Source organism: Dongia sp. (genome assembly GCF_041910485.1).
Lineage (GTDB): Bacteria > Pseudomonadota > Alphaproteobacteria > Dongiales > Dongiaceae > Dongia.
This window is the reverse complement of the sequence record NZ_JAYRQR010000014.1, coordinates 1-23,529: the sequence shown is the minus strand read 5'-3', so window position 1 is coordinate 23,529 and position 23,529 is coordinate 1. Positions and strand designations below refer to the sequence as shown.

Sequence of the window (23,529 nt, the reverse complement as noted above, 5' to 3'; positions counted from 1 at the left end):
AATCATAGTATAAGGGTAAGTCGCGTGGGAAGCAGGATTGATGGCGGACAGGAACAAGACGATTGCTGGACAAGGCTGGCGCGGCCTCAGTGAGAGCGAGGCGGCGCTGCGCCATCGGCGCGACGGCCCCAATGAACTGCCGCGCGGACAGCGGCGCTCTATCCTCGCCGTCCTCGTCGGCGTGCTCAAGGAGCCGATGCTGCTGCTGTTGCTCGCAGGGGGCGCCATCTACTTCCTGATCGGTGACGCTGCCGAAGCAACGCTCCTCCTGCTATTCGGTACCTTTTCCGTTTTGGTGTCATTGATACAAGAGTCCCGCACAGAGCGAGTCCTTGAGAGCCTGCGTGACCTATCGAGTCCACGCGCCCTGGTTATCCGCGACGGCATGCAGATGCGCATTCCAGGGCGCGATGTCGTCTGTGGCGACTTCATCATCCTCGCCGAAGGAGACCGGGTCCCCGCCGACATCTGCCTTCTTGAAGCGCGTAATCTCTCTGCGGATGAATCGCTCCTGACCGGCGAATCGGTTCCCGTTCGGAAATGCAGCGGCAATCCAGGTGACGCCATGCAAGGCCTCCGCCCTGGCGGGGATGATTTGCCGGTCGCCTTCTCCGGCACGCTGGTCGTCCGCGGTTCGGGCATGGGGGAAGTGATCGCGATCGGCGCCAAGACGGAGATCGGGAAGATTGGCGCGAGCCTGTTGTCGCTGCGCCCGGAAACTCCGCGGCTGCAGGCACAGACTGCCCGGCTGGTGCGAATATTCGGGGCTATCGCCGCGATCTGCAGCCTTGTCGTGCTTGTCTATTACGGCCTGCGCTGGAAAGAATGGCTTGACGGTGTCCTTGCCGGCATCACGTTGGGCATGTCGCTGATTCCAGAAGAATTCCCCGTGGTTCTCACTGTCTTCACAGCCATGGGCGCCTGGCGGATCTCGCGGGCGCATGTTCTCACCCGAAAGGCAGCGGCCATCGAAACATTAGGTGCCGCGACCGTACTCTGCACCGACAAGACCGGCACGCTGACCGAGAACCGCATGTCGATCGCGGAACTGCGTCCCTGGAAGGGAGCCGGTATCGCCATCGGTGCCGGGATAAGATTGCCGGTCGACTGCTATGATTTGCTGGCGACCGGCATTGCAGCGAGCGCCGTTCTGCCATCCGATCCGATTGACCGGGCTTTCCATGCGATGAGCGATCAGTTGCCGGCGACCACTGGCCGGCAGTTCGTCCGCGAATACGGCTTGCAGCCCGACCTTCTCGCCATGACCAATGTCTGGCAGGAAGCCAGTGCCGACGGGAAGGGTCTCATAGCAGCGAAAGGCGCACCAGAGACGATTGGTGCCTTAAGCGGCTTGAATGCCGATGAGCTCGATATGCTGCGCCAGAATGTGGACGAGATGGGCCGCGAAGGCATGCGCGTCCTGGGCATAGCGCGCGCCAGGGGCGATCTCGGTGCGCTGCCAGGGTCCCAGCTTGGTTTCAACTACCAGTTCATCGGTCTCGTCGGCTTACGAGATCCGCTGCGAACTGACGTTCCAGCTGCCGTTGCACAATGTCGTTCGGCCGGCATTCGCGTGGTAATGATGACCGGTGACTATCCGGCAACGGCTGGGGCCATTGCTGCAGCTGCCGGGATCGACACGGCCGGGCTCATTACCGGTGACGAACTCGAACGGATGGATGAAGCCGCCCTCGATGCGCAGATTGGCCATACCGGCATCTTTGCCAGGATCATGCCACAGCAGAAATTGCGCCTTGTAGAAGCCTTCAAGCGACGCGGCGACGTTGTGGCGATGACCGGCGACGGCGTCAATGACGCGCCGGCCTTGCGCGCGGCGCATATCGGAATCGCCATGGGTGGCCGCGGCACTGACGTTGCGCGTGAAGCAGCTTCCATCGTTCTGCTGCGGGATGACTTCAGTTCAGTCGTCGCCGCGATCCGTCTTGGGCGAAGAATCTATGACAATCTCCGCAAGGCCATGGCCTTTATCGTGGCTGTCCATGTGCCCATCGCGGGCCTCGCCCTGCTCTCGCTCGTCTTTGGATGGCCAATGTTGTTCGGCCCGATCCATATCGCCTTCCTGGAGATGGTGATCGATCCGGTTTGCACCCTCGTCTTCGAGGCTGAACGCGAGGAAGAGAATGTTATGCGGCGACCACCGCGCAACCCCCGCACCTCACTTTTCTCCGTCAATCTGCTGGGCTGGGGCTTCGTTCAGGGTGCTATCACGCTTTTGGTAACTGGCGGCCTATTGCTTTACGGCTGGCACAATGGCGTGGCAGAAGACGATAGTCGCGCCCTTGTCTTTACGGCGCTTATGGCCTGCTTGGCTACGCTGATCATTGTCGATCGCAGCTTCAGCACGTCGCTGCGCGCGGCGATCATGCGCAGGAATCTGCCACTCGGGATTGTCCTTTCCATCGTTGCCCTGTTCATAGTCTCAATTCATAGTTTTTCTCTGTCGCGGGAATTGTTCCGCTTCGGCACACTTGACGGTGGCGACATTGCACTGATCGCCGGCGCATCCCTTCTGTTGTGCATTTTATTGGAAACAACCAAGAAATTGTTCACGCGCCGGGCCGATTGATGTGTCGGGCCATGAAGCTCGAATTTTCGGAATTAGTGAAAAATCTGTGACGGCGCTCTTTCGGAGAACACAGCTTTTCGCGCGGACTTTTTTTTGCCGCGCTATACCCTGCCAGCAGCAAAGCGGAGGGTCGAATGCTGCGCTTCCTCAATGAAACGCCCGTTTACAATTTCGATTTGGAGCGCTTGCGCTTCGTCGGGTTCGACCGCGATAGGCATGTCGTCTGCCGCGTAACCAAGGATGCCATTCTTGCCTGCACGGACGCAAACGACGCACCGGCAAGCGAATTGCTTAAGATCTTCGAGCGAAATCGCCGCCTCTTCGAAGATATTGCAAGCATTGAGCATGCCGCCGGGTCACGGGAAGAGGTCTATATCGAGCGCTTTCACGTCGAGCATCCCTGGTTCCGCAATGTCCAAACCAGGGTCGCCGTGAACGCCTGAGCAACTCATCGCGGGCGCAGCAATTCGATTTTATGCTTTAAATATGATTGCTCGGAGCTATCTCTGAGCATCTTCTCTTTGCGACCGCCTGATCAGTTGAGCGTATGCGTGGCCTTGCGTTGCGACGCCAGATTTAGCCCCGGATCTTGTCCGTCACCACCGAACTGCGGCGTTCCTGCCGGTTCTGGCACGATATCGGCCAGGCTCTTAAGGTAGGCATCAAAGAGGGGGGCTTCGCCGGCCTTTTCAAGGCAAGCCATGTCGAGCTTTACGGCCTCGGCAAGACGGGGGCGCCCGGCACGCGCTGGATCCGAATAGTCCCGGATGGTCTTGGGCGAGAGATTAACGATCTCCGCCGCCTGCGTCGCGCCCAGCAGTTTAACAATTCGCATCATGGCTTCTTCGAAAGATCCGGCGTCTCGGCGCTTGGTCATGACTCCTCCAACAGATCTACCGAGTCATTAAAGCGCCCTGGGGCATATAGTTCCACGCGCGCGCAAAAGATACGCACCGCGATCTAATGCGACGATCCCGGGGCGATTGCGTTCGCGCTTAACTCCGCAGAAAAGCTGCCGATCAGACTGCGAGGGCCGAGGCCGCCTCAACCGAGGTGCGATCTGACGGCCTGATGGCACGATGCTCTGTTCCGGCAGCGGATTGCCGATCCGATGGCTGGGCCAAGTCTTGTCCGATCTCTGTGCGAACCCAATTGCTGAACGCCTCGACACCGGGACGCTTGGCGCGTTCGCTGGGATAGACGAGGAAGTAAGCGAGTTCAACCGGAAGCGAATTGTTCGACAGGCGCACCAAGCGGCCCGAAGCGACATCCTCCTGAACGAGCGATGCTTTGGCTAGGGCGATGCCGAGGCCACTTGCCGCCGCTTCAAGCACGAAGTTCGACTGATTGAAGCGCGGCCCTCGGCGCGTATCTATGCCATCAAAGCCTGCGGCTTTGAGCCAGCTGGCCCAATCGGGATTGGCCTGCTCCTTGTCGTCACTGTCATCATGCAACAGCGGTGAAGCCCGCAGGATTCCTTCGAGATCGGCGCCGTTATGCTGGGCCAGGAGGCGCGGTGAAGCTACTGGGAACACCGACTCGCGCAGCAATAATTCACTCACAAGACCAGCATAGCCGCCGCGCCCATAGCGAATGGCGAGATCGACGGAATCGCGACCAAAATCGACGAGTTCAGCGCTCGCAGAGACGCGCACATCGATTTCCGGATGCAAAGAGCAGAATCGGTCAAGCCGCGGCATCAACCATTTGGTGGCGAAAGATGGGGCAACCGACAAGGTCAGGCTGCCCTGCAGATCGTCATCGACGATTTTTGCCAGCAGTGTTTCCTGCAATTGCTGGAAGGCGCTGTTGATGCCAGGAAGAATGGCCGCGGCCTCCGCCGTCAAGGACAACCCGCGCGGGGTTCGCTCGAAGAGCTTCTGATTGAGCTCCTGCTCCAGTTGCCGTACCTGGAGGCTGACCGCAGATGCGGTGACGTGGAGTTCTTCGGCGGCACCGACAAAGCTGCCATGGCGAGCGGCCGCCCAGAACGCTTTGAGCGCATTCAACGACGGCAAGCGGTGCCTGAGCTTCGACATGTTGCATCCCTCCAAGCAGATCGGAGCCTCCTTACCGGAGGCGCTTAATTCGATACACCCTAATCTCGATCAACTCAATAGACAATAAAGTTTCGCTCGCCTGGGCCATAAGGTTTCCTTACGTGGTGCGAAATTTCCCTTGTAAAGCCAATGGTTAAAGAAAGGCCGGACAGCGGGGCTGCTGTCCGGCCAAGTGAGGCTTGGTTCTGGGAGGCCGAAAATGCTGCGGAGGACAGCAGATCCGGTCGTGTGACCGACTTTCCTTCGGGACATTGGCATGGCCCCTCACTTGGTGAGGCAGTCCTTGTTTATGGCGCCAAGAAGAAGCGATCGGCCCGGTCATATGACCGGCGGCACATCAGAGCCGCAATCGAGTCTTCCTCGCCGCCCAATCAGTTTATCTGCACTGCGAGTTTTCTTGCGATCCCTTGGCAGGGAAACTCGTGAGCGGTGTAACACTGCACCCCATCGCCGGCACCAATCCAAAGATTGCCATCGATATCGAGCCGGAAGCTGTCCGGAATGCCAGGGTTAATTTCCGCAAAGACGCGACTGTTCTTCAATTAGCCCATATCGCTCACGTCGAAGGCACGCATGTGATGCGGTTTGCCTTCTTCATGCGAGCGGCCTCAGTCAGCAATATAGAACGTGCGCTCGCGAAGCAGATCGGCAGCGCAGCGCAGGATGCGCGGTCGTTCAAGCGTCCAAACGCGGCGCCATGCGGCGAAGTCTTTGCGGGTCGCTGCCATGGCGGCATTCAGATTCTCGACTTCAGCATGCGCAAGCCCGCCGATCCTTGGTCATTGGTGGGCGTTGTTGAATGCGCGATTGTGGTCCCGCCCCTTTACCCACTCACACGCATGTCAGCACATGCACTGTCAGCGCAGCGAAGATGCAGGGGTTGGCATATGGTGACGTACCGATGCTATGTCATTGGCCGAGATATGCCCCACGACTCTTCCCGCATCAATCACATTCACGGCCGCCTTGCCCGCTTCAAGCATGGTCATCAGCGCATCGGTGAGGGTGGAGGCTGGAGCTATCGACGGCCCATCTATCGCCGTGCCTGTGGGCGTTAAGACATCCCTGACAACCAGGGTTCGCAGCAGCTTCAGATGACGGTCACTCCCGAGAAGCGATGCAACGAAGTCGTCGGCGGGCTCGGCTAGCAGATCTTGTGGCCTGTCGTATTGAATGAGAGCGCCACCGCGCAAGACAGCGATACGGTCACCAAGATAGACGGCTTCTTCGATATCGTGGGTAACAATCACGATGGTCTTGTTCAATTTCCGCTGGATATCTTTCAACTCGGCCTGCAAACGAATTCGCGTGATCGGATCGAGAGCCCCGAATGGCTCGTCCATGAGGAGGACGGGCGGATCGGCCGCAAGGGCCCGGGCAACACCGATGCGCTGCTGCTGGCCGCCGCTCAGGGCCCGCGGCTTGCGGGATCGGTACTCAGCTGGCGGCAGACCGACCAGTTCCAGTAATTCATCAACTCGCGCATCGATCCGACGTTGGGGCCAGCCGAGAAGCCGCGGCACCACCGCAATATTGTCAGCGACGCTCATATGTGGAAACAAGCCCACATATTGTATAACGTAACCAAGCGATCGTCGGAGCTCCAACAAGGGCAGGCGCGAGATCGACTGCCCTTCGAGCAGGATTTCGCCGCTGGTCGGCTCGATCAGGCGATTGATCATCTTGAGGCTGGTGGTCTTGCCGCAACCGGAAGGGCCGACAAGCGCCACGATCGATCCCGCTTCGATCTTCATGGAGAGATCGGCGACGGCGACGCCACCAGCAAAGTATTGCTTGGTTACGTTACGAAATTCAATTGTTTGAGCCATAGCCGAACCTCACATCGCATAGCGTGCGGCCGTGCGCTCCGCACTGACCAGCAGATAGTTCACGGCAAGCGCCAGTATTGCCGTCAGCAATGAGCCCGCAATCAGCGGGTCCGTATCCATCCTGGCGATGCCGCGGACGATCAGCGTCCCCAGGCTTTCGACCCCGATATAGGCGGTCAGGGTCAAAACTGAGATCAACATGACGGCGGCGATACGCACGCCGGAAATGATGATGGGCAATGCCGCCGGAAGTTCGATACGGATTAGAATCTGGACTGAAGTAAGACCCAGCCCGCGCGCCGCTTCCACCAGGCGCCGGTCGACGCTAGCGATACCACTGCTTGTGTTGCGCAGGATTGGCAAGATGCCTTTGACGAAAAGCGGGATAAGCGCTCCCTCAAAGCCAATTCCAAGGAGCGGGATCGAGACTGCCAGCAGGACGATTTCAGGGCAGGCCTGCAGCACGTTCATGATGGGCACAGCGACCGCTTCGACCAAGCGCAGCTTGGCGACAGCAACACCTAGGCTCACGCCCAGGACGACAGCGGCTGCCAACGACAGAAAGAACAGCAGCAGATGTTGCCAGGCAAGATAGCCAATCTCGGCTGCGTTCGCTTCCAGATAACCGGCCACATTCATAGCGTCGGATCCGCAGTGAGACGGCGTTCAATGTTCTTCAGGCCCAGATCGGCAACAAGTGCCAGCGCTAGTACCGGAAGGCTGCCGAAAATGACGAACGGCCAAGAAACCGTGGAAATTCCCCGGAAGATCAGATCACCGAGACCGCCAGCGCCAATGAGCGAGGCCAACGTCACCATGCCGATGGCGTTGACAACGGCGATGCGAATGCCGGCGAGAATGACCGGAAAGGCCATTGGCAATTCGACGCGCAATAGACGAGTCCCCGGCCCCATGCCTATGCCAGTCGCCGCCTCGCGTACATCGGCCGGCACGGCAGCAAGGCCTGTCGCCGTATTCTGCACCACCGGCAGCAGAGAATAGAGAACGATAGCAACCAGAGCCGGTACGATGCCAATGCCAAGAAGCGGAATCATGATGCCGAAGAGTGCCAGCGTCGGCACGGTATAGATGATGCTGATGATACTGAGGATGATGTTGGCCAGTGCGCGAACGCTATGGCACAGGATGCCAAGGGGCATACCAATCACGAGCGCAATGCCGACGGCATAGAGCGACAGTTCAATATGGCCGAGCGTAAGGTCGACCACGCGTATGCCGTTATATTGGAGGAAGGTCAAAAAGTTCATGCCGGCTGGAAGAATACTCTGAAGTGCCTAGGAATAACGGCCGGGGAAGTAAACCCCGGCCGTCTAGCAACCAATCTCTATCTTCTATAGGCGCCAGATCAGAGAATTCCCAGTTCCTTGAGATATTCCTCGGCGACAGCCTCGGCAGGCACGCCTTCGATATCGACACGTCCATTGAGACGAATCTGCACTTCGGTCGCAAGCGTACTGGTCGCTGCCTCGACCGCCGCTGGCAGATCGGGATGTGCGGCGATGACCGCGTCACGCACCGTGATGGCCGCGTTGTAGGAAGGGAAGAACAGCTTGTCGTCACTGAGCACGCGCAAGCCCACCTTGCCGATACGAGCATCTGTCGCGAAAGCCACGATGACGTTGACATCGCCGCTATCGACCGCCGTATACATGAGACCGACATCCATCGGTTTCACCGTGCCGAATTCAAAGCCATAATGCTTTGACAAACCTGGATAGCCGTCAAGCGGCCGACCGGCAAATTCCACCGAACAGCCCAGGGTCCAGCCCGGAGCTTCCTTGGCGAGATCGCTGATGGTCTTGATTCCCTTCTCTTCCGCAACCCCCTCTTTGAGGGCCAAGGCGTAAGTATTGTTGAAGGGCGTCGGCTTCAGCCAAGCGATCTTGTACTGGTCAGCATACCCTTTCTTGACCGCTTCCCACGATTTTGCTGGGTCAGTAATGATATCCTGCTTCAGCACGTTCGCGAGAGCGTCGCCGGTATAGTCAGGATAGATATCGATGGCCCCGTCGATAATGGCCTGGTGGGCAATGCCAGTGCCACCGAGATTGCCGACGCGCTCGACCTTAATGCCGAGTTTCTTCTCGAGAATAAGCGCCGTGATGTTGCCGAGGATCGACTGTTCGGTATCGGTGGTCCAACCGACCTTGACCGCGTCGGCAGCCCAGGCAATGCGCGGCAGTCCTGCCATAGCGGCCGCCGTACCCATACTACCGATCAGCTTACGCCGCGTGATGTTCCAAGATTTGTCTGTCACGATCCGTCTCCCAAAGATGAAAAAAGACTCCACTGCAGATGGCTATCGTTATTTTCTGCCGGCGGTCGATCGCGGAATTGCCACGTTCCACGATCTTGAGAACAGCCGGGTCTCCCCTTCAAATGCATCCAGTGTGGCGACAAAGCGCCAGTCCGACCCTTCCGCACGAAGCTCCGATTTCGTGACAATGGCTGCGTGCCAGTCGTCGCGTTTGAATTCTGCCCGCCGCATGGCCACGGAATGCGCTGTCGCAGGATCATCAGGCGAGATGCTATAGGCTTCCGACCCCAGAGCCTGCAGTTCCAGCCCCGTTTCCTTGATTCGAATTGCGCCGAGATTGCGCACGACGTCGACAACGGTGCGGTTCTCCGCCAGATCGCGCGTGATCTTGAGGCGACCGCGCGCTGGTGGGGTCAACACGTCAACAGCAAGTGGCGCCGGCCCTCGGGCCGTGCCGAGTTGCGGCGGCACAGCCGGGAAAGATCCCGTAAGACGCTGTGGCAATGTCAGGCTCGCCTCATGAATTGTCACCTGAGCCGCCATCGGCACTGGCATGGCAAGAGGCCAATAAACGGTCGAAATAGCGACACGCAGCCGATGACCGACGGGCATTTCATAGGCAACGTCTTTTAGGCGAACAATTGCCTGATATCGCTGCCCCGGCACCAAAGCAATGGCGCTCTCGTGCCCTGCATGATGCTGGAGGTTGATGAGGCCATATGTTATGCGCGAAATGCTCCCGTCAGGCGCTACGTCATTGAGGCGCACAGCCAGCATCGCCTCGGGTCGGTCAGACGAAAAGGAAACGGTCAACCTTGCACCGCCCAGAAGCTGGAACGGTGCTGCCAGGATATCGTCATCGAAACAACGCGACCCGGCATCATCCTCACCCTGGTCGGTCGGCATGTCTGGCCCCCAACCGTACGGGCACCACTCACCAGAGGCGATTCCCGTTGTGGCCGGAGATTGGACGACGATATCCAAAGCCTTCGGCTCCTGGCCGGCAACCAGTCGACCCGCGGTCAGCTGCCGCACAAGCGGCACACATTCCGAGCTTGGCCAGGTCGCCTCGGCAATCCAGCGGCCACGCCGCTCGGTATATCGGGCCCGAGGCCTTTCGCTCTCCTGTAGCCAACAGGTCAGCATCGGTTCCGCCATGATGCCGGTGTCGCGACCTTTCAGCCAATGATCCCACCAGCGAATGACATAGCCCAGAAAGTCGATCTGCGGCCCCGGCGTTGCCACATGAGGGAAGGCGTGTGCCCACGGACCGATCAGGCCCTTGCGCGGCCCGGGCAAGCCGGCCAGCAAACGCATCACGGCATTTGTATAACCATCTGCCCAGCCACCAACTGCCAGCACCGCCGCTTTAACACGGCTGTAATCCTCACAAACTGAACCGCTCTGCCAATAGGCATCACGGTCGGAATGGCTCATCCAGCGCGCCGCAGGTGGGCTGACCTTGTCCAGGCGGCGCAGCCACATTTCGCGCCACTTGTCACCGACAATTTCAGGATCCGGCGGCGTACCCAGCCAAGTGAACAGGGTAGCTCCATATTGCAGGTTGTCGTTGAGCAAACAGCCGCCCATATAGTGCATGTCATCGGCGAAACGGTCGTCCGACGCGCAAGTAGTTACGATCGCCTTCAGAGCCGGTGGCGCCTTCGCCGCTATCTGCAAACCGTTGAAGCCGCTCCAGGACAAGCCGATCATGCCAACGTTGCCGTCGCACCACGATTGGCTTGCAATCCAAGCAATCACATCGACGGCATCTGTCCATTCGCGCTCGGTATATTCGTCTTCCATGACGCCGTCGGAATCACCGGCACCACGCATGTCGACGCGGATTGCGGCATAGCCCGCCTCGGCAAAGGCGGGATGCAGGATAGCGTCGTCTCCGCGATGCCTGTCACGACGGCGATAGGGTAGATACTCCAGAATAGCCGGAACTGGGCCGGTATCGGCAGAAGGCAACCACAGTCGAGCTGCTAGGCGGCATCCGTCAGGCAGCGTTATCCAGACAGTTTCCTCCACTCGGATATCTGTGCGGACGTCGCTCACTGGACCCCACCTATTCGATACATTGCCGCTCCCGGATCAAGCCACATGTACCCGGCCAAGCGTACCGGGGGCATTCAACAGGCGATCGAGCAGCGGCCGCACGTCCACCATTTCCGGCAGCTTCTGAATGAGGTGGTGCAGCGCCTCAGCCTCGGCCACACCGAGCGTCCCGTCGGCCAGGGCATGGTATTTCTCGACGATCTCGGCGTCGCTCAACGGTCGCTCAGCATCGCCGCGCGCGGGTGTCGACTCACTCCTAAGCACAGTTCCATCGTTCATCTGGAACTCCACCCGCGCATAACGTTCTGCCGGGAATTTGGCATTGAGGTCGTCCGCTTCACGAAGTTCGATGCGATCACTCATCGATAGAATTTCACCATCAGTCAACGCAGCGCCGGAGATGTCAGTAGGCGACAATTTGCCACGCACGATCGCCGCGGCGACGGGAAACGGAAGGCTATATTGCGCTTCCTCGGTGCTTGCGGGTCGATGCTGGTCCAACCGCACAGCTTCGTGGAAAGTTTCGACCACCACTTTGGCGATCTTGGCTGGATCGACATTGTGCGCACGGCGCAAGTTGAGCGATGCTTCGACCGGCGGCTGTGCCCAACGGCAGATCGGATAGGGTTTGAAATACATCTCGAGCATGCGCCAGCGCGTGCCGAGATCACTCCAAAGGTCCTTCACAGCATCGCTTTCGACCACCAGTGCCGGCGCGCCGGTAAAGCCGTCGGCAGCCAGATAGGCCGCGCTCAGCCCAACCATGGCCCCCCAACCAGAGCCGTCTTTCACCATGGTCGGAAAATCGATGCACCGCATCATCTGGCTGCGCGGCCCGTGATATTCTGCTGTGCCGAGGGCGTGGCGGAGCTGGGATTCGTCGAGCTGCCCCTGGCGCGCCGCGATGGCGGCGACACCAAGTGCATTCCAAGCGCCTGAGGTATGGTAATCGGGTGCTGTCGCGTGCTGCGCGATACCGGCACGAATAGCGATTTCGTAACCGATCACCAGCATTGCCAGAAAATCTGCGCCAGATACAGGCATGTCAGCGGCATCTGACAAGGCCAGCAATCCGGGCAGCACGGCAGCTCCAGCATGACCCTTGGTCAATACATGTCCGTCATGAGAGTCGAAGCTGTCGATGATCATTCCGCCGGCCAAAGCCGCGCCAAGTGGACTGGCTGCGCGTCCATCGAACAGAATACGGGCTGGTCGCATATCCGCACCGGTGCCGAACGTCCGGACAGCGTGATTGCTGATGATGCGTGCCAGCGGTGTCGAAATGCCCGAGGCGCCCGTCCCAGTCAGATCAAGCAGACAGCGTTGCGCCATGTGTTGCACCTTGGCGGGCAAAGCGCCGAAAGTCGTCTCGCGCACGAATGAGTAAAGGGCGGAAGTCATGCAAGTATAGCCGTTTCTTTTGCTCCCCATTCCTTTTTGAACGGGGCGAATGTGAAAAAGAGTATGAACGATTTTCCTGACCACATCGTCGCAATCCGACAGAATCTGTGCGCGGTACGCCAAACTTGACGACTGCATTTGGTCCTGGCAAATCGCCTCTCCCAAGGCAAAGCGAGGCACCCATGCGTGTGGCAGTCGGTCAGGAGGTTGGCGTTCTTGGCGATATCAGCGCCAATCTGCAACGGATGGAGGAGTTGGCACGGGAGGCCATCCGCGTTGGAGCGGATCTGCTTGTGCTGCCGGAGTTGTTCCTCACTGGCTATAATCTGGGTGATGCCGTATCGCACCTTGCCGAACCGGCCGACGGTGCTGCCGCACTAAAAGTGGCAGACATCGCTCGGACTTTTGGCATCGCCATCGCATATGGCTTTCCGGAACGCACGGCGACCGACTTCTTCAGCAGCGCCGCGCTGATTGATCGCAATGGACGAATGATTGACTGCTATCGAAAAGCGCATCTTTGGGGCGCTTGGGAGCAACATTGGTTCAAGCCCGGGGGCGCTCCACGGATCTTCGACTTCGATGGCCTGCGCACAGCGTTTCTGATTTGCTACGACCTCGACTTTCCGGAGATGGTGCAGGAACTTGCTCGGCATGGCGCCGAGCTCGTCATCGCGATCAGCGCGACGACGGAGCCCTATCAGGTCGTGCCGCGCCATGTCATTCCAGCACGCGCCTACGAGAACCGCCTATTCATGATCTTTGCCAACCGCTGCGGCAGCGAGAAAGACCTCGACTATGTGGGCGAAAGCTGCATTCACGCACCTGACGGGAGTTGCATTGTGCAAGCTGGCCCCGCTCCAACCCTTGTCGTCGGCGAAATCGATCGCCATAGCTTTGCCCGCTATCTGAACATTCACGCCCAAGGCAGTTCCTCCGCAGCCGGAATCTGACCGTGAGGAGGTTTGACTTCAGAGCTCAGTGATCAACGCCCACAAGTTCTTCCTTGCGACGGGCAACGAAGGCCTCTAGCCCTTCAGCAATACCGGGATCGAGCGGCGGTGGGGTATAAATCTCCAGGGCCTTTTGCCATATAGCGGTCGCACGTTGCGTCGCGTCACGAGCGCCTGCTAGTTCCCAATTCTCATAATTCTGCCAGTTGGAGACCAGCGGTTGGTAGAATGCCGTTTCATATCGTGCGAGCGTATGAGCTTCGCCGAAGAAATGGCCGCCGGTCGCAACCGCGCCAATCGCCTCAAGCCCTTCGGCGATCTCGGTCGAATTGATATCGATCGGCTTGATGGTCTCCGCCATCATTTGCAGCATCTCAACATCCAGCACGATCTTCTCAAATGATGCCGTTAGGCCGCCTTCCATCCATCCTGCGCCATGATAGACGAGATTGGCGTGACCCATGACCGAAGACCAGATCGACATTTCCGATTCATACGCGGCCTGGGCATCGACGGCATTGCTGGCGCTGGAATTGCTGGCCCGATAAGGCAATTTATAAAGCCTCGCCAGCTGCCCTGCAGCAAGCGTGGCCCTTGCATTCTCCGGTGTGCCGAAAGCCGGCGCGCCGCTACGCATGTCAACATTCGATGTAAAGGCGCCATAGACCACGGGTGCCCCCGGCCGCACGAGCTGAGTGAGGACAATGCCCGCTAGCGCCTCGGCATTCTGCTGCACCAAGGCGGCAGCCAGCGTCACCGGAGTCATGGCGCCCATCAAGGTAAAGGGCGTCACCACCACCGCCTGCCCCCATTCCGCCATTGCCATCAGCCCGTCGCTCATGGCCTCGTCGAAGCGACGCGGCGAGTTGACCGAGATAATGGTGAGGACACCCGGCTGCTCGATCATCTGCTCGCGCGTCATCCCACGTGAGATTGCCATAATGTCGATGCCGTCCAGAGCCCGGTGCCGACCGATCGAAGTACAGTGATAGACCTTGTCGGCATAGGTGACGTTGGCGAGATAGCAATCGAGATGGCGCGTTCCTGCCGGTAGTTCAATTGGCGCGGTTGGCTGATTGCCGATGAAATGGATGATGTCGAAGCTCTGCGCGAGACTGATCAAGCGTTTGTAGTCGCCGTAATTGCCCGCACGCCGCCCGTTGACTGCATCATGAATATTGGGAGGGCCCGCAACCAGGCCAAAGGAGATATGATTGCCGCCGACATTGAGGGCTCGCTGCGGATTGCGTGGCGTCAGCGTAAAACTGGCGGGCGCGGTGGCGAGAGCCTGTTCGATCAGTTCGCGCGGGATCCGGACCAGACCGTTCGCTTCGTTGACCTCGGCACCTGCAGCCCGAAAGGCAGCACGGGCAGCCGGCCCCATGAATTCGATCCCGGTTTCGCGCAAGAGCTTCAGCGAAGCCTCGTGCACGGCCATGAGCTGGTCTTCGCTCATGGGTTCGATCGGCTTCAGGTAGTTGCGCAGCGGCGGCGCCTTGAGCAGCTGTGCGCCGAGCTGGACGGTTTCGCGCGACCGGCGGTTGCGCCGGGGTGACGGATGTTCTGCCATGGCACCATTCCGTAGGTGGCAAATGCGATTCTAGTGGATTTTGTCGCACCAGCGGGCCAAGTTTCACTAGCCTGATTTCGACATCGACTGTGCGCATTTAGTTCCCCGGCGGGACAAAGATGAAATCCAACGAGCTGTTCCGGGTCGGCGTCGTCCTTACCCCCGGTTTTTCGCTGATGGCGTTCGCCTCATTGGTCGAACCGCTACGCGGCGCCAATTTGATCAGCGGTCAGACGCTTTATGAATGGCATCATCTGTCGCCCGAGGGTGGTACCGTTTCCTCCGGCGGCGGCTTGGCCGTACTGACAGAGCCCCTTCCCGGGACACAAGGGCCAACCTTTGACATGGTCGTCGTCTGTGGTGGCATGGGCAGTGATACTTACCGCAATACGCGGCTCAGGAGCTATCTCGGCCGGCTTGCGCGCCACAACGTGATCATCGGCAGTGCCAGCACCGCAAGCTTCATCCTGGCGGCCTGTGGCCTGCTTACCGACCGTCGCTGCACGGTACATTGGGATTACATGGAGGCGTTCCAGGAGGCCTATCCACGCATCCGCGTGACCAGTGATCTCTTCGTGATCGATCGCGGCATCTTCACCTGTGCCGGCGGCACATCAGCCATGGACGTCATGCTGCAGATGATCCGCCAACGCCAGGGCGCGGAATTTGCCAGCAAGGTCGCCGACCAATTCGTCTACGGCACGATACGTCAGGCCAAGGACGACCAGCGCATGAGCCTGCGCAATCGGCTCGGTATCGTGCAGCCGGCGCTGGTGAAAGCCATCGAGGCTATGGAAGGGCATGTCGAAAGTCCCCTGCGAACACCACGTCTTGCCAAGCATGCTGGCGTCTCAACGCGGCAGTTGGAGCGGCTTTTCCTGCAGCAGTTCGGCCGCTCGCCGACTAAATATTACGTGATGGTCCGTCTTGAGAAGGCGCGCAAGCTTCTGCGGCACAGCTCACTATCGGTCCTGGAGGTTGGCGTCTCCTGCGGCTTCACTTCTGCCTCCCATTTCGCCCGGGCTTATCGCAACCAGTTCGGCACGTCACCCAGCGCCGACCGCGTGCCGGAAATGATGACCTTCGATGCAGCCTCCCCCGCTTTCCGCCGCGACCGCACGCGCTAGAGCGTCTTTTGTCCAATAGCAATATCACAGCTAGAAATCAGACATGAAATCCAAAGCGCACGGTTATCTCTTCGCTCTCGCGGCTACAACGATCTTTTCCTTCCAGGACGCGGTTTCGAAGCATCTCGGCGATCAATATTCACCGATATTCATCACTATGATCCGCTATTGGGCGTTCGGTGCCTTTTGCATCTTGCTGGCGTCGCGCAGGCAAGGCGGCTGGAAAGCCGCAGCCCAAACGACTCGCCCCATCCTCCAGATCATGCGCGGCGTCCTGCTAGCATCTGAGATCATGATGGTCATCACCGCCTTCGCACATGCAGGCTTGGCCCATACAACGGCCGTCCTATCCGCTACCCCGCTTGTTGTGACGTTGCTTTCGATCCCGCTGCTGGGCGAGCATGTCGGGTGGCGGCGCTGGTCGGCAATTGCCGTTGGCCTCGTCGGCGTCCTGCTGATCCTCAAGCCCGATGCCAGCGGTTTTCTCGATCCTTGGCTGCTTCTGCCTGTCGGCTGTTGTTTCATGTATGCGATCTACCTGATCGCGACGCGACTGGTCAGCCGCACGGACTCGTCCGCAACCAGCTTCTTCTACATTGGCGTTGGCGGGGCGGTAACGGCGACCCTGGTTGGCCCGTTCTTCTGGACCAGTCTTGAAGGCTGGGACAAAGCCTGGATGGGCCTTTTGTGCATTACCGGCATGACCGGCCACTATCTGGTGATCCGCGCATATGAACTGCTCGACGCCTCCGCGGCACAGCCGATCAGCTATCTCGGCCTGGTCTATGCCTCCTTGTTCGGCGTGCTTCTTTACGGTGAGTCACTGACCTGGAACATGGTCGCCGGGTCCGTAATCGTCGTTGGTGCGGGCGTCTTCACATTCTGGCGAGAATACGTGCGTCGCCATCAGGATACCGGCCAGTCTGCACGATGATGCAGGAGGCATGATCATCACTGCCGCAAGTTGCTCACAAGCGCTTCAACTTTGGGGCTGATTATATCTTTGCCTTATGTGGCGCAGAACAATTCTGTTCGTCTTCTGGACGCGCGGCCGGTGATAGCATTCTTCCAATGAGCGCGCGAACGCGCCAATTTCGATCGGGGAGGATTTCAAAAATGCAAGGTTGGGCGATTGTGGAGACTGGCGCTCCGCTACAGGAAATTTCTGCGCCGACGCCCGAGCCGAAGGGTGGCGAGGTTCTCCTGGAAGTGACGCATTGTGGCGTTTGCCATTCCGACCTCTATCTCCAGGATGGCTACTATGATCTGGGCGGAGGCAAAAAACTGCTTCTATCCGATCGAGGCGTCGTCTTGCCGCTCGTGCCTGGGCATGAAACTGTGGGCCGGGTGATACAGATTGGGCCCGAAGCCACGGGCGTGAGCATCGGTGACCAGTGTGTCGTCTATCCCTGGATCGGGTGTGGAGATTGCCGGCGTTGTCGTGAAGGCAACGAGCAGCTGTGCCTGAAACCCGCCACCGTTGGTATCTTCCGTCACGGAGGGTTTGGTTCGCACGTTTTGGTCCCGCGAGCAGAGCATCTCGTAAAGCTGGATGGGGTTGATCCAGCAGTCGCCGCAACATATGCATGCTCCGGCATCACAGCTTATTCCGCTATCAAGAAGATCATGCCGCTCGCCCTCGATGAGCCGATTGCGATCATCGGGGCCGGCGGATTGGGGCTCGCCGCCGTAAAGATTTTGCGCGCCCTGAAGTATGAGAACATCATCGTTGCCGATGTCGATGAGAACAAGCGCCGGCTTGCCTTGAGCGCCGGAGCCACCGTATCGGTTGGTAGCAAGGATGTTGACTTGACTGCCGCGATCATCGGCGCGGCCAACGGCCCGATCATGGCAGTGATCGACTTCGTAAACTCCACTGCGACTGCGAACGCGAGCATCAATGCGCTCGCCAAAGGCGGGATCTTCGTGCCAATTGGCCTGTTTGGCGGTGATCTGACGATTGCGCTCCCCATGATCCCGCTCAAAGGACTGCAGATCCGCGGTAGCTATACAGGCAGCCTCCATGAACTGCGCGAACTCATCGCTCTGGCAAAGACTGGTGCATTGGAGGCATTGCCGGTCGAGCTGGTACCACGAGCGCAAGCAAATGACGCAATTGACCGCGTGCGTCGTGGAGCCGTGCAGGGCCGATTGGTTTTAGAGGCACCGCGGTTCTGATGGCAGGAGCAAGCAGACGCACGAAGCGTCTATTTTAGCAATCCGGGGTTTGGGTGCTGAGGATAGATCGATGGGCCAAGGAACGCGGGCAATCGAAAATCCCGCCCTTTGCTGAGAATCTCAGTGAGCTAGCAGCGATGTCAGGGCCGGCAAGGAAAGCTTCTGGTGCTGGCTGTGCTAGCAGTTCATGACTAACCGTTCTCTGGCTGTTTCCCTGCTCTTCAGGGAAGAAACAGGGAATTTCACCAAATTGGCGTTCCTGCGCCAACTCCAATGCCATTTTCTTACCCAAAGACTATACGGATTAATGCCGTATTCCCTATCGCGCCGAACAGGGAAATTCTACCCAGTTGCAGGGAGTCCATCCGCTGAAACAGGATAGCTGTCCGGCAATCGACAGTGCCCACAACTTCGCATCGTTATCGCCCACACGCCCTTTCAAACTGCCGTAGTGTGGTATTAGGATTTACTTAGATCGTCATATACTGAAGTGGCTTTGGCACATGGGGTACTCGGACCTTTGCCTGTTCTCCGGTGGTCTATCATTGGGCACGATCCGCGCTGACCATGCCTGCATGGCGCAAAAGTCACATGTGGCTTGCATGGGTTAGGAAAGGCACAACAAGCGCAGTCGCCGGGGCACATCATTGATGTGTGACTCAACGGCCTCCCACCAGCCCAGCGTAGGCGCCACCAAGCGCCATCAATTGCTCGTGGGTCCCCGCCTCCGCGATCCGCCCCTTATTGAGGACAATGATCTGATCCGCGTGCCGAACCGTTGACAGACGATGAGCGATCGTGATCGTGGTGCAGTTCTTGCCCAGCGCCGCCAAGGCCAGCGACATCGCCCGTTCCGTCGCCGGATCGAGTGCGCTGGTTGCCTCGTCCATCAACAGGATATGCGGTCTTCGCAGGATTGTCCTGGCCAGCGCAAGGCGCTGCCTTTCGCCGCCAGACAATCGATAGCCCCGCTCTCCCACGGATGCGTTGTAGCCGTCTGGAAATCCAGCGATCACATCATGGATCTGCGCAACTTTGGCTGCGGCAACGAGTTCCTCGTCGCTAGCATCTGGCTTGGCAAAGCGAAGGTTTTCGGCCACCGAGGCATTAAACAGGTATGGTTCCTGGGTGACTACGCCCAGGATGCTCGACAGCGACTCAAAGCTCAGGTCGCGCACGTCGATGCCGTCGAAGCAGATCGATCCTGAATCAACATCATAGAGCCGTGCCAGCAAGTAGCCGAGGGTGGTCTTGCCCGATCCGGTGGCACCGACAATGGCGGTGTGCGATCCCGGCGGGATATCGAGAGAGACACAGTCGATTGCCGGGGCCTGGTCCGGCGCATAGGTAAATCGCACGTCACGCAAGCGTACCGCGCCGCGAAGGCTCGCTCGGTCGAGAGACACCGCCGTGGCCCTTTGCGTGATCTCGACCGGATGATCGAGATACGCGAAGATTCGCGTAAACAGGGCGCGCACAGGACCAAGTTCTGCGCCGGCGCGCAACACCTCCTCCAAAGGCCAGAGCAGCTGTTCCTGTAGGGCGATCATGGCGACGAGCGTACCGATAGTGACAACGCTTGGGTCTTGGCGCAGCAGAAGCCCGCCCAGCAGCAGAGTGAGCGCCGGCAGCATTTGGAGCAACACGTCGATGACGGCCCATTGCCACGCACCGGCGGTGTGTGAACGCACTTCCGACTCTGCCACCTCGGCAGATGCCTGCGCGAACCGGCACTTCAGGTAGTCGCCCCGCCCCAGGGTGCGCCCGAGGATGATGCCGGAAATCGACAGGGTCTCCTGCACCGTGGCGGACATCCTGGCCATCCGCTGCTGCTGATCGTGGGTCAGCGCTTCGCGGCGGCGTCCCACATGCTCGCTGATCCAAATGGCGATCGGCAGCACCAGAAAAGAGATGAGAGCAATGCGCCATTCCAGTGCCAGCATGGCTATCGTCGTCATCACGACGAGACTGAGATTGCGGGCGAGGTTGCTTGCAGTATGGATCACAAATGTCTGTAATCCCCCGATGTCGCTAGCGATCCTGGATTGAATCTCACCGACCTCGATCACGCTGAAGAACCGCAGCGACAGCGACTGCAGATGCCCGTAGAGCTGCACGCGCAGGTCATGCATAACCGACTGGCCGACCTTGGTGCTGATCAGGACCTGGAGAACGCCGCAGGCGGATCCGACGCAGACCAAGACAAACAGGGCGGCGACCAGCAAAAAAGAGAGCGGGAGGTCACCTGCGGGAATAGCGACGTCGATCAGTTCTCGGGTGACAAACGGTGCCGCGATGCCAAGGAGCGCCGATAAAAGGATGAGGCACAGCACCGCAGCAAGTCGGCCGGCATAACCGTGGAAAAGCTGAAGCACGCGCCTGGCGGACACCGGCGCCGTTGCCGCGGAGCTACAGCTGCGCAAGCTATCGTCGCTTGGAAAGCCACTCGTTTCCCCCTCCAATCTGCGATCAAGGATCATCCTGAATCACCTTTGCTCCGGCGTCGGCGTGGTTCGGACCGCAGCAGAAGTTTCCTCGATCCTTGGGCCACCCCCCAGCACCAGACACAGCTTGGTGTGATTGATTGGCCGGTTGTAGCGGTTCTCCGACAGAGCTTCCTCCGCGGTGCGACGCATCTGCTGTGCGTCCAACCATGGCTTCAGAGCAACCGCACCCGCCCGATAGCGCGTCTCATATATCCGCTCAGTCGCGCGCGCCGCGGCCAGCGACTGCGCAAGCCGATCGCCTTGCTCGGCGTACTGGCGCCGGGCGGAAAGCGCGTTCTCCACGTCGTTGAAGGCGGCGTATAAGACCTGCCGGTAGTTCACGATGGCGGCCTCGTATTCAACCTTGGACACCTTGATGTTCAGCAGCATCGAATTGATGTTCAGGAATGGCAGGGTTATGCCGGCACCGAGAGTGCCGATGGGATTCTTCAAGATTTCGGTGAGCGCCACACTGCTGCTTCCGAGCGACCCGGTTAAAGACAGAGTCGGCAGGTATTGCGCCTTGGTGGCGTCCACCTCCGCCAAAGTCCGGCGCAGGCGCATCTCCGCCGCCTTGAGGTCGGGGCGCCGGCCAAGAACCTGCGCGGGGAGCCCAGCGGCGACCTCCGGCAAAGCGGCACGCGGCATGGCTGTCGGCTCCGCATGGGCCGTGCCCGGTGGGCTGTCGAACAGGATGGCCAGGGCGTTGCGCGCCTCCGATTGCTGCTGGACCAATTGGGTCCGGTTAGCCAGCTGGGCCGCCAGGCTCTGCTGTGCCTCTAGCTCTTCGAGCGCCGAAGCTGCGCCGGCGCCGTGCTGCGCTTTGACCAGTGCAAGTGTCCTTTCCGCATAAGCGATGCTGTCATCGCTCAGGGCCAAACGTTCGGACAGGTAGCCGAGTTGCCAATAGAGATCTACCACTGTGCCGACCAGCGAAAGCGCGGTTCCATCGCGATCCTCGGCGGTCGCCTTTGCCTCCCAGGTCTTGGCATCGGTTTCGCGTGCAATACGACCCCACAGGTCGAGCTCCCAACTGACCGATCCGTTTACCGAATAGGACTCAGTTACGCGCGCAATCTTATCCGAACTGCTACCTCCCTCGCCGTTCTGCTTGGTCTTCTGCGGGTTGAAACGCTCTTCCCGGCTCGCATTGCCAGTCGCGCCTAGGACAGGCAGGAAATCGTTGGCAGCAAGACCGGCGGCGAGCTGTGCCCGCCGCACCTTGAGGGTCGCCACGGCCAGATCGTTGTTCCGTGCCAGCGCCTCAGCCACGTGAGCGTCCAGTGCGGGATCATGAAACTCGACCCACCAGCGATCGATCGACGGTCCGGCCGACTCCGACGCGGTCTGCCACTCGGCTGGCACTGCGACTTCCGGCGCCGTATACTCACTTTGCAACAGAAAGCCGCATCCGGAAAGCAGAAGCAAGAGTGGGACCGAGCCCACCCGGTAGAGACGTACAGCCATTCGACTACTCCCGCGCCAGTGCTTCGACCGGATCCAGGCGGGCCGCATTACGCGCCGGAAGAAAGCCGAAGGTGACGCCGATTAGAGTGGCGCTCGCGGTGGCGAGCACCATAGAGGCACCGGAGAAAATCATGTTGAAGTTGGAGCCAAGCATGTCCATGGCCGCACCCACAGCCAGTGCCCCACCGACACCGAGCAATCCGCCGATCAGACAGATCATGACGGCCTCGATCAAGAACTGCTGAAGAATGTCGCTGCGCCGAGCGCCTATTGCGACCCGCACGCCGATCTCGCGCGTGCGCTCCGTGACCGATACCAGCATGATGTTCATAACGCCTATGCCACCCACCATCAGGGAGATGACGGCAATGGCCGAGATCAAGAGATTCAGCGTCGTCGAAGTATTGGCTATCGCCCGCTTGAAGCTGGAAGCATTGAAAGTGAAAAAATCCCTGGAGCCGTGGCGTTGAGTGAGGACATGCACGATGCTGCTTTCGGCCGCGGCATCCGACACGCTGTCGGCCAAGCGCACCACGATGCTCTGCAGGTGGGACTGACCGATCAGCCGCCTGAGGGCGGAGGAATAGGGCATCCAGACTTCGAGATTCTGGCCTCCTTCGAAGACATTGGTGCGTTTGGCGGTAACGCCTATCACCCGGGCCGGAACATCACCGAGGAATATCACTTTGCCGATCGGGTCGATTCCCGGCTTGAACAGCCGTGCACGGGTGTTGGCATCTATAACAACGTCCTGGGCAAGTGCGCGCACGCCGGCCGCATCGAACAGCTTCCCCTCAGCAAGGCGCAAGCCGCGGGCCTGGAAGAACCGTTCACTCACCCCGTTGATCGTGCCGCTGACCGAAACATTGCCGTAGCGCAAGCTTGCACCCTTGCTGACGACGGGCGAGACGCTGTCGACATAAGGCTGTTGCGACAGGATTTCGGCGTCGCCAGCGGTGAGAGTCTGAATCATTGCCGCGCGCTCATCGCCGAAATCGCGACCTGGATAGATCTCGATCGTGTTGGTACCAATGGCATTGATTTCCGCCAGCACGCGCTCCCGCGACCCAGCACCGAGCGCCACCACCGAAATTACGGCGGCAATGCCAATCACGATCCCCAACATGGTGAGAAAGGTACGCATGCGGTGTGCTTTCATGGCAATCAGAGCCATGCGGAAGGCGGCAGCGAACCGGCGGGGAAAACCAGCCAGCCAGCTGGCGCTAGCCGCCTCAATCGCCACGGCAGCGCTACGCTTGTGCATAGCCACGGAAAGTCCGGCGCCGGGTCGGTCGGCAACGATCTCGCCATCACTGATTTCGATAATGCGCTGGGCATGCTGCGCCACGCCCATATCATGAGTGACGATGATAATCGTGTGGCCGTCGGCATTGAGCTCTTGGAGGATCCGCATCACCTCCTCGCCACTGTGCCGGTCGAGCGCGCCGGTTGGCTCGTCGGCCAGGATGATGGCGCCCCCGTTCATCAGCGCGCGGGCGATGCTCACGCGCTGCTGCTGGCCGCCGGAGAGC

19 protein-coding genes are annotated in these 23,529 nt (G+C 59.5%); 6 read left to right on the top strand and 13 right to left on the bottom strand.

The annotated features are described in order from the left end of the window. Window positions 1-40: 40 nt before the first annotated feature. Window positions 41-2,587, top strand: a complete 2,547-nt coding sequence (locus tag ACE3PP_RS04610; RefSeq protein WP_374378402.1) for a cation-translocating P-type ATPase — start codon at window positions 41-43, stop codon at window positions 2,585-2,587. Window positions 2,588-2,721: 134 nt separating this feature from the next. Beyond that, window positions 2,722-3,030 (top strand): DUF1488 family protein, encoded by a 309-nt coding sequence (locus tag ACE3PP_RS04605; RefSeq protein ID WP_374378400.1) that lies wholly within the window; start codon window positions 2,722-2,724, stop codon window positions 3,028-3,030. A 92-nt stretch (window positions 3,031-3,122) separates the two neighbouring features. On the opposite strand, the gene ACE3PP_RS04600 is transcribed toward ACE3PP_RS04605, so the two are convergent. The 9 genes from ACE3PP_RS04600 to ACE3PP_RS04560 all read right to left on the bottom strand — a co-directional run bounded on the left by ACE3PP_RS04600 (window position 3,123) and on the right by ACE3PP_RS04560 (window position 12,354). Next, window positions 3,123-3,464 (bottom strand): hypothetical protein, encoded by a 342-nt coding sequence (locus tag ACE3PP_RS04600; RefSeq protein ID WP_374378398.1) that lies wholly within the window; start codon window positions 3,462-3,464, stop codon window positions 3,123-3,125. Window positions 3,465-3,606: 142 nt separating this feature from the next. After that, entirely contained in the window at window positions 3,607-4,626 is a 1,020-nt protein-coding gene (gcvA, locus tag ACE3PP_RS04595) for a transcriptional regulator GcvA (protein WP_374378396.1), read from the bottom strand. Between the two features lie 629 nt (window positions 4,627-5,255). Beyond that, window positions 5,256-5,420, bottom strand: coding sequence for an aldehyde dehydrogenase family protein (locus ACE3PP_RS04590; RefSeq protein WP_374378598.1), 165 nt, complete (start codon window positions 5,418-5,420; stop codon window positions 5,256-5,258). Window positions 5,421-5,504: 84 nt separating this feature from the next. After that, a complete protein-coding gene (locus tag ACE3PP_RS04585; RefSeq protein ID WP_374378394.1) occupies window positions 5,505-6,476 on the bottom strand; it encodes an ABC transporter ATP-binding protein in 972 nt (323 codons plus the stop codon). Window positions 6,477-6,485: 9 nt separating this feature from the next. After that, a complete protein-coding gene (locus ACE3PP_RS04580) occupies window positions 6,486-7,115 on the bottom strand; it encodes an ABC transporter permease (RefSeq protein ID WP_374378392.1) in 630 nt (209 codons plus the stop codon). After that, window positions 7,112-7,744, bottom strand: a complete 633-nt coding sequence (locus tag ACE3PP_RS04575) for an ABC transporter permease (RefSeq protein WP_374378390.1) — start codon at window positions 7,742-7,744, stop codon at window positions 7,112-7,114. The genes ACE3PP_RS04580 and ACE3PP_RS04575 overlap by 4 nt, the downstream gene beginning before the upstream one ends. Window positions 7,745-7,842: 98 nt before the next feature. Further along, window positions 7,843-8,754, bottom strand: coding sequence for a glycine betaine ABC transporter substrate-binding protein (locus ACE3PP_RS04570; protein ID WP_374378388.1), 912 nt, complete (start codon window positions 8,752-8,754; stop codon window positions 7,843-7,845). Window positions 8,755-8,802: 48 nt separating this feature from the next. Then, the gene (locus ACE3PP_RS04565; RefSeq protein ID WP_374378386.1) at window positions 8,803-10,815 is read right to left on the bottom strand and encodes a CocE/NonD family hydrolase; all 2,013 of its coding nucleotides are present in this window, start codon (window positions 10,813-10,815) and stop codon (window positions 8,803-8,805) included. Between the two features lie 36 nt (window positions 10,816-10,851). After that, window positions 10,852-12,354 carry an MmgE/PrpD family protein gene (locus ACE3PP_RS04560; RefSeq protein ID WP_374378384.1) on the bottom strand — a complete coding sequence of 501 codons (1,503 nt, stop codon included), beginning with the start codon at window positions 12,352-12,354 and terminating at the stop codon, window positions 10,852-10,854. A 44-nt stretch (window positions 12,355-12,398) separates the two neighbouring features. On the opposite strand from ACE3PP_RS04560, the gene ACE3PP_RS04555 reads away from it, so the two are divergent. Further along, on the top strand, window positions 12,399-13,169 hold the full coding sequence (locus tag ACE3PP_RS04555) for a carbon-nitrogen hydrolase family protein (RefSeq protein WP_374378382.1): 771 nt from the start codon (window positions 12,399-12,401) through the stop codon (window positions 13,167-13,169). Between the two features lie 25 nt (window positions 13,170-13,194). Here ACE3PP_RS04555 and ACE3PP_RS04550 read toward each other — a convergent pair whose 3' ends face one another. Beyond that, on the bottom strand, window positions 13,195-14,739 hold the full coding sequence (locus ACE3PP_RS04550; protein WP_374378380.1) for a trimethylamine methyltransferase family protein: 1,545 nt from the start codon (window positions 14,737-14,739) through the stop codon (window positions 13,195-13,197). A 119-nt stretch (window positions 14,740-14,858) separates the two neighbouring features. Here ACE3PP_RS04550 and ACE3PP_RS04545 point away from each other — a divergent pair, with 119 nt between their 5' ends. The 3 genes from ACE3PP_RS04545 to ACE3PP_RS04535 all read left to right on the top strand — a co-directional run bounded on the left by ACE3PP_RS04545 (window position 14,859) and on the right by ACE3PP_RS04535 (window position 18,044). Next, complete coding sequence (locus ACE3PP_RS04545; protein ID WP_374378378.1) at window positions 14,859-15,866, top strand: GlxA family transcriptional regulator; 1,008 nt, start codon at window positions 14,859-14,861, stop codon at window positions 15,864-15,866. A gap of 43 nt (window positions 15,867-15,909) precedes the next feature. Continuing rightward, window positions 15,910-16,800 (top strand): DMT family transporter, encoded by an 891-nt coding sequence (locus ACE3PP_RS04540; RefSeq protein ID WP_374378376.1) that lies wholly within the window; start codon window positions 15,910-15,912, stop codon window positions 16,798-16,800. A gap of 182 nt (window positions 16,801-16,982) precedes the next feature. Next, window positions 16,983-18,044, top strand: coding sequence for an alcohol dehydrogenase (locus ACE3PP_RS04535; RefSeq protein WP_374378374.1), 1,062 nt, complete (start codon window positions 16,983-16,985; stop codon window positions 18,042-18,044). A 659-nt stretch (window positions 18,045-18,703) separates the two neighbouring features. Here the strand turns inward: ACE3PP_RS04535 and ACE3PP_RS04530 are convergent. From ACE3PP_RS04530 to ACE3PP_RS04520, 3 genes are all read right to left on the bottom strand, one after another. Beyond that, entirely contained in the window at window positions 18,704-20,524 is a 1,821-nt protein-coding gene (locus ACE3PP_RS04530; RefSeq protein WP_374378372.1) for an ABC transporter ATP-binding protein, read from the bottom strand. A gap of 6 nt (window positions 20,525-20,530) precedes the next feature. Beyond that, window positions 20,531-21,997, bottom strand: a complete 1,467-nt coding sequence (locus tag ACE3PP_RS04525; RefSeq protein ID WP_374378370.1) for an efflux transporter outer membrane subunit — start codon at window positions 21,995-21,997, stop codon at window positions 20,531-20,533. Window positions 21,998-22,001: 4 nt separating this feature from the next. Further along, window positions 22,002-23,529: ABC transporter permease (locus tag ACE3PP_RS04520; RefSeq protein ID WP_374378368.1), on the bottom strand; the 1,528-nt coding region annotated here is incomplete at its 5' end.